The following is a 12,874-nucleotide window of genomic DNA, read 5'->3' on the forward strand; positions in this document are numbered from 1 at the left end:
GAAGGAGTTGAATTTATAATTTTCTCTTTTACTCATGAACTTTAAACTCATATACTTTACATATGCCAAGTTTAAAAGAAGTCAGGAACAGGATTCAGTCGGTAAACTCTACCCAGCAGATTACTAAAGCCATGAAAATGGTGGCGGCTGCCAAACTGCGCCGGGCACAGGATGCCATCACTCAGATGCGTCCGTATGCCCAGCACCTGCAAACTATGCTGAATAATATTTCTGCTCAGATTGATGATGACGATATTAATCCATTTGCAAGAGAGAGAGAAGCCAATCGTGTGCTGATTGTAGTTATTACTTCGGATCGTGGTCTGGCCGGTGCTTTTAATGCGAATGTCACAAAAGCGGTTGTCAATCTTTTAAATACGCAATACTCTACCCAGCTGGCCGCCGGCAATGTACAGTTTATGACGATCGGTAAGAGGGGGAATGATTATCTTACTCGTAGGAAATATGATGTAAACAGTGATCATACTACATTGTTTACATCCTTAAATTTCAATAATGCTAAAAAAGCAGCCGAGTTTGCCATGGATGGTTTCCTGAAAGGGCGTTATGATAAAGTGATTTTGGTATATAATGAGTTTAAAAATGTAGCTACTCAGTTTATTCGTACCGAACAGTTTTTGCCTCTGGTTGAAACCAAGGATAATACAGGGAAGAAAAAAGCTATGCAGACAAATTATATATTTGAACCTTCAGAAAAAGAGATTTTTGCTGAACTAATTCCAAAATCGCTGAAGATTCAGTTCTATAAAGCTATTCTTGAATCGAATGCCTCTGAACATGGTGCCCGGATGACAGCCATGGATAAAGCGACTGATAATGCGAAAGAACTGCTGAAAGAACTGAAATTAGTATATAACAGAACCCGGCAAGCAGCCATTACCAAAGAAATTCTTGAAATTGTAGGAGGTGCTGAAGCTCTGGCAAGTTCTTAATCATATGCTTTACACTTTCATATTACAAAGTAAAAACGGCCTTTAAGGCCGTTTTTACTTTAGTCAGGGAATCATATTATAAATATTCTTTAGCTTCTCGTCTTTCTCATTCTCCCGGATACGCTTCCGCATTTCTTTTACATCTTCGCGGTCGGCAAATAAGCCTAATGCCTGGTAAGCACCCAGTTTCACCTGGAAATCCTGGCTTTCTGTAGCCATTTTTTCGATCTCTTTTAACCCTTCCGTTTGTTTGCTTTCATCCAGTCGAAGCAGGTAAGGAGCGAAAAATTGTAATAACTGGGCTTGTACCTGGCTGGAAGTAGTAGTCAACTTATTTACAAACCAGGAATAGGCAGCACTGTCTCCGGCTTCAGCGTAGAAATACGCTACTGTAAACATCACGTCTGTATTTTTATAATCTTTAAACTTCTCCACCTGCTGGGCAGCATCCGGAGCGCCAGAATTGAAATAAGCGAATAGCGAAGTAGCAAGTACCGTGTACGATGAATCCTGCAGGCCTTGTTTGAATACATCTATGTAATTCTTCTCGCGGTTGAGCAAGGCATTCATGGCTTCTGCCCGTACATACGACCTGGGATCTTTTAAGGCCATCTCTTGTATTTTATTATCGATAGCTTCACCCTGGGCTCCGGAAGATTTTTCAAAACTTTTAATGGCCAGTTGACGAATGCCCCAGAAAGAATCTTTTAATGCATCAGCCGCTACTTTTTCGGCCAGATTATCCATGCTTTGCGCCTTATTTACAAGGCTATCTTCTTCCGCTTCTTCCAGCACATGCGTAAGTCCGGCTATGGCCTGGTAACGGGAAAGATAGGTAGGGCCGTTGTAGTATTGAAAGGCAAGTTCCTGAGAACTTTTCGGATGATAGATTTTTCCCAGTAACTGGCTTTCGGCATCGAACAAAACTAGATCGGGTTTGGTGGCTGCAGGTAGTTCAATAGCTTGGCTGGCTTGCGTAATGGTTATATCATGCAGGGTTTTTTGCCCATTTGCCCATACAACTACTTTAATCGGCAATTTGTAAATAGGGGTATAAGTAGAATCCTGCAATTGTTTTACATCCAGCTGTATTTTCCCATTAGTATACGTATGGTTAATAGCTAAATCCGGATGGCCAGCTGACATAAACCATTGATTGAAAAACCAGTTCAGGTCTTCACCAGTCACCTCTTCAAAAGCCAGACGCAGGTTGTGGATTTCCACATCTGTAAACTCATTCTTTTTCAGGTACTGGTGCAAGGCTTCAAAAAAAGCTTCATCTCCTACATATTTCCGCAGCATATGCAGAATCCGTCCGCCTTTCGCATACGAATGGCTATCGAACATATCCTCTTTATCCAGATACCGATAACGGATGAGTGGCTCCTGCTTATTTTCTGATTCCGCAAAATATTGTTCTACTTCTATTTGCCCCAGATAATCGGCTTGTTCTTTTCCATATTTATATTCTGCCCACAAATATTCTGCATAATTGGCAAAAGACTCATTTAGCGGCAGGTTTGCCCAGGATTCGGTAGTAACCAGGTCGCCAAACCAGTGATGAAACAATTCATGTGCAATAATTCCATCCCAGTGATCGTCCAATAACTGACGTTTATCCGATTGTACAGCTTCCATAAAGGTAACAGCTGTTGTATTCTCCATCGCTCCAGACACAAAATCCCGAACTACAACTTGTGCATACTTCTCCCAGGGAAACTTATAGTTGAGTTTGGTTGAGAAAAACTCTATCATTTCCGGTGTCCGCCCAAATATGTCTTTTGCGTAAGGGGCGTAAGCGGGTTCCACATAGTAATCTACCGGCATGCCTTTCCACTCATCGTTGACTACAGCAAACTTGCCAATAGCCATCATAAACAGGTAAGGGGCATGGGGTTTATCCTGCTTCCAGTAATCGGTTTTGGTGCCATCCCGGTTGGTGCGTGAATATACAAAAGTGCCATTTGATAAAGTGGTAAAGGCGGTATCTACCGTGATATACATTTCCTGAGTAGTACGCTCATTAGGCGAATCAATGGTAGGAAACCAGGCAGAGTTGGCTTCTGTTTCACCTTGTGTCCATATCTGCTGCGGTTTGTTGGGTTCAGTGCCCAGAGGATTTATAAAATACAAGCCTTTATCTGAAGTAATAGCTTCACTTCCACCAGCAGGCAGTTCGTTTGGCTTGGCTGTATAGGTAATTTGTATCTGATAATTTTCAGTCCGCTTATAGGTTTTGTTTAACTGAATAGTAATGATCCTTTTATCATAGGTAAATTGTAAAGGATTTAACGACTTACTGGCCGGGTCGAACAAATTGATGCTTTTAATGTCGAACCCTTTGGCATCAAGTTCTAAGGTATTCTGCGGATAAAAATAAGGCTTGAAAGTAAGGGTAGCTATGCCGTTCAAGTATTGTTTCTGCCAGTCGAAACTCACTTCCAATTTGGTATGCAGTAGGTCATTCTTTTTGGTACGTTCCGGATTATAGTTTCCTTTTCTGGGAGCCCATACTGGTACACTATCTGGTGCGGATATAGCAGCAACAGGAGTGGATGGTTTTACAGTACTGCTGTCCGTTTGTGGTATAGTTGCCGTTTTTTTTGTAGTCTGGCAACCATTCATCACATAGGCACTTACACACAATACATATATAACTTTTTTAAATATCATTAGTTTTCAGGTAAGGTTTGATGTACATTCGGAATTGAGATAGCGCATTCGCATTGGACATTTTATCAATAGCGTATACTGCTATACTTGCAGAGAAAAGAACTGTTTAGTCAAAGTATGCAATTTATCTATATACGGCTAAATCTTTATATTTATTATCTAAAAAAGATAAGATTCACTAGTTTTAGAGACTATGTTTAAAATCACTGTACAACCCAATCAAATCTTTGAAGCCGCTTTAGAAAATGGCCAGTTGCAACTCAATAAGCAACCACTCAACTGGGATATACAATTCTTATCTGCTCATGCCTGCCATATTCTGAAAGATAATCAGTCGTATAATGCAGAGATTTTGCAGGCTGATTATGTAAAAAAAGAATTTGTGATCAAAATTAACGGAACCATCTATCAGCTGAAGGCACAGGATGACCTGGATCTGCTGCTGGAGAAACTGGGTATGTCGAATGGGGCAACAGCGAAAATAAAGGAAATTAAAGCCCCCATGCCTGGTCTGGTATTAGATATCCGGGTAGTGCCAGGACAAACCGTACAGAAAGGGGATGTGTTATTGATTCTGGAAGCGATGAAGATGGAAAATGCCATTAAATCCGCAGCAGATGGGGTAGTCAAACAAGTGAAAGCAGTGAAAGGCCAAAGTGTAGAGAAGAACCAGTTGATGATTGTGTTTGAATAAAATAATAGCGAGGAGATTTATTCTCCTCGCTATTATAAGTATTACTTATGATTGCTATTACTGCTGCTGTTTCACCGAAAACTTATAAGTAGTAGCTTCATTATATGTTTCTCCTGGTTTCAATATTGAACTAGGAAATTTAGATTGATTTGGTGAGTCCGGGAAATGCTGGGTTTCCAGGCAAAAGCCATAATGTTTTTTATACACCGCTCCGTTTTTACCAGTAAGCTTGCCATCCAGAAAATTACCTGAATAGAATTGCACCCCAGGCTGAGTCGTGAATACTTCCATATAGCGGCCTGACCCTGGTTCATACACGGTAGCAGCCAGAGACATTTCTTTTTCAGATGGTTTGTTCAATACATAATTATGATCATAGCCACCCTCTACCTGGGCAATCCGCTCTCCAATAGGATGAGGCTGGGTAAAATCCATAGGCGTTCCTTTTACAGGTCTTAACTCTCCGGTAGGTATAAATCCTTTATCGATTACGGTGTATCTGTCCGCGTTGAGCGTAACAACGTGATTTAAGGCATCTTGTGCTTGCCCGGCAGCCAGATTAAAATAACTATGATTAGTTAAGTTGAGAGGCGTAGCTTTGTCTGTCTGGGCAGTGTAGGCGATTTTAAGCTCATTGTCGTTGGTTAAGGTATAGGTAACGGTACTGGTGAGTGTTCCCGGATATCCTTCTTCACCATCTTTGCTTACATAAGTCAGCTTTACACCGGGTTCATCTGCCGTGCCGGCTTCCTGCGCATCCCACAGTACTTTGCCAAAGCCCATAATACCGCCATGCAGATGGTTTTCACCATTGTTGGTAGCCAGGGTATAGGTTTTTCCATCCAAAGTAAACTTACCTTTGGCAATTCTATTCCCATACCGGCCTACTACAGCTCCAAAGTAAGGATGTTCCCCAGTATATGGTTTTAAACTATCAAAGCCTAATACTACATCGCCCATTTTGCCGGTTTTGTCAGGGGTAACAATGGAAGTAACGATAGCCCCATAATTGGTAATCTTCACGGTCATTCCGTTTTTATTGGTGAGGGTATAAAGCTGAACTTCACGTCCATCACTGAGTTTTCCGAACGATACTTTTTGTAAATTCATTTGTGTTTCCGGTTGGGTGGCTGTTGTAGTCTGCGTAGTATCTTCTTGGCTGGCAGTAGTATTTTCTGATTTCTGAGAACAACCGGCTGCCAGGGATAAGAAAAATATGCCTGCTAAAAAATAAGGGATTTTGTTTTTCATAAGTATGACTATATTTTAATTGGTTTTAAGGTTTTGTGGCGTATTTGTCAGTTGAAATGAATCGAAATTTACACTATTTACTGGATTTCCTTTGGCAACCATTCCCACTCGTAAAGCACGGTCCCAGGGAGGAAGGAAACTTCCGTCCAGAGGTTGATCTTTATTCAAGGCATTCCAGGTTGATCCATCAGCACTCCAGGAAAATACAAATTTATCTCCGGCATTGGCTGACACCTGAAAATATAATTTAGGCGAAGAAGGCACTTTGGAATCGGCTACTGTACGGGTTTTACCTCCTTTTACTTCCCAGACCATTATTTTGCCATTGTCTGCAGAAATTCCCAGGGCATTTTCCGGGTCGCCTATTACCGATAAGCCTGCACTGGTACCGGCTTTTACGCTGCTTAAGTCAAGCGTGGTAGTAGCGGTATAATCGGCTGTTTTGGTGCGTTGTGCCAATACAGAACCAATATCCTTTGTATTTGCCTTTAAACTGATTATTCCGTTCTGGGCGGTATTGATTGTAAATTCAGGCTGTTTTCCAACCGGCCATTGCCATGATTGTGCCAAGGTGGTTGAAGTAAACTCTTCTTTTACATTCAGGCTATCTACTGGCTGGGCTGAAGTCAGGTTCACCTGAGTATCCGGGCTATTATCTGAGAAAACCGGCCATCCTTCTGCATTCCAGGTAAATTCTTCCAGCAAACCTTGTCTTCCGGCATATACAAAACTTTCGGTGTTATACGCATGATACAGGAAGAAATAGCGTCCGGAAGCATCTGTAAATACAGTGCCATGTCCTGGGCATTGCCAGGTATCGTTTTTCACCAGAATAGGGTTTTTGGTATATTTTTCCCAGGGACCAGTAATACTTTTGGAACGGGCTACACCTGTAGCATAAGTACAACCCCGGCCACAGCAACCGGCACCAGCGTAAAACATATAAAAATAATCGCCTCTTTTAATCACCGAAGGCCCTTCTACCAGATTGCCTTCCCAGGTGGCATCATTGCGGAACAACTCAAATTTTTCGCCAGTCAGCTTGGTGCGTTCTTCATTCATACGTTGTCCCCAGAGCGGTGTAGGCTTCTTTACGCTGTTACCATCCTCTTTCCATATTAAGTATAATTGCCCGTTCTCGTCACGAATAGGAAATCCATCAATAGAGCCTGCTTCCTGGCATACAAGTGGCCCATGATCCGTATAAGGGCCTTCCGGATTGGTAGCACTGGCCACACCTACACATAGATTTCCTCCTTTTTTATTAGCCGTATAATAAATGTATACTTTGCCATTTTCGTATGAAATTTCAGGTGCCCAGAAGTGAGCATCTGTCCAGTTAGGCATTCCTTCCGGGAAAACATGCCCAACTGTTTCCCAGTGTACCAGATCTTTTGACTTCAATAAGGGAAATAATGGCGCCCATTCCGAAGAAGTAGCAGTAGCCCAATACGTATCTCCCACCTTTGTTATAGATGGATCAGCATAATCTCCGGGCAGAACAGGATTAGTATAAGAAATAGTATTAGTTTCTGCTGGAGTAGCAGTGCTATTGGTTGTACTTTGTGAAGTACTGGTTTGTTCGGTTTGTGAAGATTGTTTGCAGGATTGGCAAGTAAAACCGATGACAAAAAGTATTACCAATAATTTATGCATGGATGGTTGTTGTATGAAATGATTGTTAGTATAGACCCTTTACGCTTTTCTACTTGTAATTTACACCCAAATAACTGCCTCCATCCAAATTAGCTTTTTAGCAGACAGAACTGAGCTCAGAATTGCCTACAAATGTATAAGCCTTTCTTTATAAAAAATCCCGCTAAGATACTATTTTTCTCCGGAGGGCAAATGAATAGGTGTATTTACTGGAATAGGGGTAACAAAATCTGGTGAGCCATCTGTATTGAAGGTGAATTTCTGTAAGCGTATATCCCGTTCCCAGCCAGGCGTTGTCGACTTTTTAGAATGGTAATACATCCAGTTTTCTGTATTGTCGGGAGAGGTAGTAAAGCTCACATGCCCGACGCCATACACCTGGCTAGTACCGGTAAAAACAGGCCCTTTCTTCATCCAGTTGGTTTTTTCCATTGGATTGAGCAGGGTATCTGAAAGCGTTAACTGGGCAAGCTGATAGGCAGGCAGCCAGGATTCCCGGCAGGAATAAATAATAAATGCTTTGTTCTGATTTTTTAACAATTCCGGACCTTCATTCAAATCGAGTTCCGTGCCTTTTTCCCAGGGTTGTTCAGGTGATGAAATCTTTATACGGTTTGAGTTAATCGTCCAGGGATTGCTCATAGTTGCAATGTATAAATGCTGTGGTGTGCGGTCGGTGGAGGCGTTCTGTTCCCAGCCGGACCATACAGCATACAACTGTCCATTCAGATAAAAAGGCGTGAGGTCAATTGCCCACCGGGCCGAACCAGAAACAGTAATATCGTCGCCGGTATACAGCATTCCTTTATCGGTATAAGCTCCCATCGCATCACTTGTAACAGATTCCAGGACACCTGATTTCTGATGAATAAAAGGTGGGCCAGCTTCGCCAGCTGCATAATAAATGTACCATTTGCCATTCAGGTAATGCAGTTCGGGTGCCCATATATTTGTCCGGTTCCATCCGGAAGCAGGTGCTTTCCATACCTGCGAGAAAGTACCAGGCTTGGTCATAGATTGCGATTTGGCCACATAAATACCTCCGGCCCGTGACTGACAGAAATAATATAGGCCATCTTTCTTAAAGACCCAGGGATCAGCCCCATCCATAATCGGATTCGCAAACATGCCAGCTGGAACAGGAATGCCGGTACCAGATTGGGAAGGGCTTACTGATTTTCTATTACAACCTGTCCAGATGAGCAGATTAATCAGCAGGATAATAGGTATTTTCTTATTCAGCATAGACATAACATAAAAAGCTAAAATATACCAGATATTATCAACCAAAAATTAGTTAACGGCTGCAGGTTCTTTCTGTTTTTTTCTGGCTGTTAGCTGACGGATAAGCCGCACTTCATTTTCACTATAGGGTTTTCCATTAGGACGGAAAATATCATGAAACCACACTTGCGGTTCTGAATTATACACTTTTTTCCAGGAATCCCAGGGATAGATGGTATTGGTTTTTCCGGCTACAAATCCCCAGTTATAAGCAGCTACATTGTATTTCTTGGCTAAAGGCAAAGTGCCCTGGAAAGTACTGTTATTTCCTCTGGCCATATATTCGGTGCAGAGCAGGGGTTTTCCGTAGGCTTGCAGCCATTTTACCCTTTTCTCAAAATCCTGCGGACTATCATAGTTATGAAATGAGATCACGTCAGAATTTTCAATCTGAATTTTTTCAAAAGGCTGGAGTTTTTCATGGTTTGACCAATCTCCCTTCCAAATGCCGCTGGTGAGGGGCTGGGAAGGGTTTACAGACCTGGCCCATTCAAATACCCGGGGAAGTAAGGCTGTTACCAGATCTATCTTATTAGCAGGCTCTTCTTTAAATCTGGCATCATTCATATTATCCGGTTCGTTCCATACATCCCAGGCAAGTACCCGTTTATCCGTAGCAAAATGCTCCACCACATCTTTTACATATTCTTCCAGCATGGGATATTTGCTTTTATCCTGAAGAATTTCAGCGCCAGGATTTTGCATCCACCCGGAATTATGTACGCCTGGCCGGGGTTCACGTTGTTTACCCAGTTTGGGCATAGGATCCCAGCAAGAATCAAACAGCACAAACATAGGCCGGATATTATGTTTGGTACATATAGTCAAAAACTGGTCAATACGTCCTTTAAAGCCATCCGGGTCTTGCTGCCATACTTTGTCATGGAGGTATACCCGCAGGGTGTTAAAACCTAGTTGTTCGGCCCATCCTAACTCTTTGTCTATCGTTTGCGGATCGAAAGTTTCGGCCTGCCACATCTCCAGTTGGTTAATGGCATTATAGGGGATGTAGTTGCTACCTACAAGCCAGGGTTGATTTTTATACCAGGTGTTGGCTTGCTCCTTAGTCCAGATGGTTCGCTGGGCGTACAGGTTATTTGCCAGCAACAAGTATAAGCCGATAAACAGATAAATTGAGATGCGCTTCATAAGAAAGAGAATAATAGATGGCTATATTAAAATTGCAAGCCCTTCTTTATGATGTAAAGAAGGGCTTGCAATTTCTAAAATTCAACTTACTATTGAAATAATTATACGTCTAAAAAATTAAAATAACTTTTGCTAAATAGTTTGTATTCTGACTGAAATTGAGCCTAATACCTTTTTGAAGAAATTTATATTCCAATAAACAACTGTAAATCAGAGATAAGCGTATACCGGGAAAATCAGCTTTAGAGAGGAATTGAAAAAACGAAAGGAATTGCAGATGTTTGCACGATAAAGGCTATATAAAAAATAAGCCCGCCCCTGGGAAGTTAACCGGAGCGGGTTTATCGTCTTTTAACCTAAACCTTTTAACCAAATATGATTCGGATTTTGAACTTTATGGAAAGAACCTGGGTATGTAACCCTATTTTTTAAAAAATCTTAAATTTTTTTTTCCAAGCCTGTAACTAAAAATTTGTACCTTGGAGGGTTACCCTAAACCTTATCTAACATCAACATACGAATTCTTATATGTTCGACCATACCATTATTCAAGAAATTAAGAATGGCAATGAGAGTAAATTAACAAGTATCTATAGGGCTTACAGAGATGAATTCATCAGCTGGGCAGTACGGAACTATCAGTGTCCGGAGGAAACAGCGAAAGACATATATCAGGTAATCATAGTAATATTCTACGAAAACATTATGTCGGGAAAGCTGGTTAGCTTACAAAGTTCAGTAAAAACATATTTGTTTGCCATCGGAAAGAATAAGCTGTTTGAATACCAGGCTTCTTTACGTAAGCAGCAGAGTTTTCAGGATGCATTTGTAAAAGAACCAGTAGAGGAAACATTTGCAGAAGAAAAAGAGCAGGTATATGCGATGCTGGAAAAAGCCATGAATGAGCTGGGCGAGCCTTGCAAGACCTTGTTGATCTATTCGTATTACAAAAATTACAGCACAGAAGAAATTGCCTCAGCGTTGAATTATAAAAGCACCGATTCTGCTAAAACTCAAAAGTACAAATGCCTGGTGCGGTTGAAGAAAATAGTGCAAAAATAATCTTTCATTAATTTAAATATTTAAAGAATAATAGGTTACCACTACAGACTTTTACCATTAAGATATAAAAAACAGAGAAACAAACTACTTTACTCATGTAAACGTTAAATTACTCGATTAGAAAATATTATGTTAGAAAATATATCACTTGCTGAACTCATAGATAATTATTTGAGTGGCAGGCTTAACCAGGAAGAAAAATCAGCCTTTGAACAAAGGCTCTCTGCTGAAACTGCACTTGCCGAACAGGTAGCTCTTCAACGGAAAATTACAACAGGCTTACAAACGGCTGGCAGATTGAACATGCTGGCATTATTGAAAGAGGAGGATGCTAAAATGCCTGCCTACCAGCCTGAAGAGGAAGCTACAACTGCTACTGAAGCTAAAACTATATCCTTTAATCCAACCAGCAAGCAAATGTATTACTGGGCAGCAGCAGCGGTTTTACTTCTAATGGTACCTGTGTTTATGCTGTTAAGAGCTAATGAGTCCGGCGAAAAATTAGCAGACTCCTACTTCCATGCGCATGAAAATCAATGGGTATCTACCGACGGTGACAGTTCTTTATCAGCACAGGCAATGGAACATTATGAGGAAGGTAAATATGCAATGGCGCTAAATATCTTTGAAAAAATGTTGGGTAATAATACGGCAGAAGCAGAGGTTCAGTTCTATAAAGGCAATTCATACCTTGCGCTTAAGAAGACTCAGGAAGCCATTCAATCTTTTGAAGCGGTATTAACTATGCCTGCTAATAAATACACGGAAGAAGCAGAATGGTATCTGGCATTGAGTTATGTACAGGCGGATGATGAGAAACAAGCTAAAAAGATTTTGAAAGGCATCATGGACAATGAAAACCATCCGTACCACAAAGAAGCGCAAGATTTGATGAAGAAATTATAATCAGTTATAAGATAAGTATCAGCCTGGCTACTCAAGTAGCCAGGCTTTTTGTTTTGTATAACTTACCAGCATAATTTATGATCTTTCATCTCAGCAAAAGTCCTGATATATTCAACCTATTTCTATACTTAAAATAATAGGCATTTGAATGTAAAATTTGTCACGCTGACTGCTTATATTGACTAATTAGTAAACTTACCTAAACTAGAATAGACGTTATGAATTACAGATTGCTTGGAAAAAGCGGACTTCGGGTATCAGAATTATGCCTGGGTACTATGACATTTGGAGAAGAATGGGGATGGGGGGCCAACAAAGAAGAAAGCCGTAAAATTTTTGATGCCTTTGCAGAAGCAGGTGGTAATTTCCTGGATACGGCTAATTTTTACACCAAAGGAACCAGTGAAAAAATGGTAGGTGAATTTATACAGGCCGACCGTGAACGCTTTGTGGTAGCTACCAAATATACCTTATACAATAAACACGGCGATGTAAATGCCAGTGGAAACCATCGGAAAAACCTGGTGCAATCTATTGAAGCAAGTTTGAAGCGGTTGAATGTAGACTTTATTGACCTGATGTATCTGCATATGTGGGATTCTACCACACCGGTTGAAGAAGTGATGCGTGGCCTCGATGACCTGGTACGTGCTGGAAAAATTCTCTACATTGCTATTTCTGATGCACCAGCCTGGATTGTTTCGCAAGCCAATACTCTGGCTGATTTAAGAGGGTGGACACAGTTTATCGGCTTGCAGATTGAATATAGCCTCATTCAACGTACCCCGGAAAGAGATCTGCTTCCGATGGCAAAAGCATTTAATATTGGTGTAACCGCATGGGCACCTTTGGCAGGTGGTGCACTTTCAGGAAAATACCTGGATGCAAACGATGATCCCAAGCGCCTGAAAGAAAACAGTTCCCGGCTCAATGAGCGAAATACGGCTATTGCCAGGGTAGTGAAAGAAATGGCCGATGATATGGGCTGGAGTCCAAGCCAGGTGGCAATTAACTGGGTGAGGCAGCAAGCCGGAGGCATTATTCCTATAGTAGGTGCCCGGAATGAAAAACAAATCAAAGATAGCCTGGGTGCGCTCAAATTCACTTTATCCGAAGAGAGATTGAATAAGCTCAATGAAGTAAGCAAAATCGAACTGGGTTTTCCACATGATTTTCTGCTAAGCGATGGTGTAAAAGAAAACGCCTATGGCGGTATGTACGACCGGATTATCAGATAGTCCTATAA

The 12,874-nt window shown here is 41.3% G+C and carries 10 protein-coding genes; 5 read left to right on the top strand and 5 right to left on the bottom strand.

The genetic code is table 11. From position 1 onward, the window contains the following. Positions 1 to 62 precede the first annotated feature (62 nt). A complete protein-coding gene (atpG, locus tag GXP67_RS21490; RefSeq protein ID WP_162445027.1) occupies positions 63 to 953 on the top strand; it encodes an ATP synthase F1 subunit gamma in 891 nt (296 codons plus the stop codon). Positions 954 to 1,016: 63 nt separating this feature from the next. Here the strand turns inward: atpG and GXP67_RS21495 are convergent, their stop codons facing one another. Then, complete coding sequence (locus GXP67_RS21495; RefSeq protein WP_232064528.1) at positions 1,017 to 3,626, bottom strand: M1 family metallopeptidase; 2,610 nt, start codon at positions 3,624 to 3,626, stop codon at positions 1,017 to 1,019. Positions 3,627 to 3,819: 193 nt separating this feature from the next. Between GXP67_RS21495 and GXP67_RS21500 the strand changes: the two genes are divergently transcribed. Beyond that, the gene (locus GXP67_RS21500) at positions 3,820 to 4,320 is read left to right on the top strand and encodes an acyl-CoA carboxylase biotin carboxyl carrier protein subunit (protein WP_162445028.1); all 501 of its coding nucleotides are present in this window, start codon (positions 3,820 to 3,822) and stop codon (positions 4,318 to 4,320) included. Positions 4,321 to 4,377: 57 nt separating this feature from the next. Here GXP67_RS21500 and GXP67_RS21505 read toward each other — a convergent pair whose 3' ends face one another. From GXP67_RS21505 to GXP67_RS21520, 4 genes are all read right to left on the bottom strand, one after another. Continuing rightward, entirely contained in the window at positions 4,378 to 5,571 is a 1,194-nt protein-coding gene (locus tag GXP67_RS21505; protein ID WP_232064529.1) for an aldose epimerase family protein, read from the bottom strand. 15 nt (positions 5,572 to 5,586) lie between these two features. Further along, positions 5,587 to 7,227: a family 43 glycosylhydrolase gene (locus GXP67_RS21510; protein WP_162445029.1), complete on the bottom strand. Its 1,641-nt coding sequence runs from the start codon at positions 7,225 to 7,227 to the stop codon at positions 5,587 to 5,589. A 171-nt stretch (positions 7,228 to 7,398) separates the two neighbouring features. After that, on the bottom strand, positions 7,399 to 8,478 hold the full coding sequence (locus GXP67_RS21515) for a glycoside hydrolase family 43 protein (protein WP_232064530.1): 1,080 nt from the start codon (positions 8,476 to 8,478) through the stop codon (positions 7,399 to 7,401). A gap of 42 nt (positions 8,479 to 8,520) precedes the next feature. Further along, positions 8,521 to 9,660, bottom strand: a complete 1,140-nt coding sequence (locus GXP67_RS21520; RefSeq protein WP_162445030.1) for an endo-1,4-beta-xylanase — start codon at positions 9,658 to 9,660, stop codon at positions 8,521 to 8,523. Positions 9,661 to 10,188: 528 nt separating this feature from the next. Here GXP67_RS21520 and GXP67_RS21525 point away from each other — a divergent pair. The 3 genes from GXP67_RS21525 (at position 10,189) to GXP67_RS21535 (ending at position 12,866) form a co-directional block, all read left to right on the top strand. Beyond that, positions 10,189 to 10,722: a sigma-70 family RNA polymerase sigma factor gene (locus GXP67_RS21525; RefSeq protein WP_162445031.1), complete on the top strand. Its 534-nt coding sequence runs from the start codon at positions 10,189 to 10,191 to the stop codon at positions 10,720 to 10,722. A 129-nt stretch (positions 10,723 to 10,851) separates the two neighbouring features. After that, positions 10,852 to 11,628, top strand: a complete 777-nt coding sequence (locus GXP67_RS21530) for a tetratricopeptide repeat protein (protein WP_162445032.1) — start codon at positions 10,852 to 10,854, stop codon at positions 11,626 to 11,628. A gap of 218 nt (positions 11,629 to 11,846) precedes the next feature. Continuing rightward, on the top strand, positions 11,847 to 12,866 hold the full coding sequence (locus GXP67_RS21535; RefSeq protein WP_162445033.1) for an aldo/keto reductase: 1,020 nt from the start codon (positions 11,847 to 11,849) through the stop codon (positions 12,864 to 12,866). The last annotated feature ends 8 nt before the right edge of the window (positions 12,867 to 12,874 follow it).

The sequence above is a fragment of the Rhodocytophaga rosea genome, from assembly GCF_010119975.1.
In the GTDB taxonomy this organism is placed as follows: Bacteria; Bacteroidota; Bacteroidia; order Cytophagales; family 172606-1; genus Rhodocytophaga; species Rhodocytophaga rosea.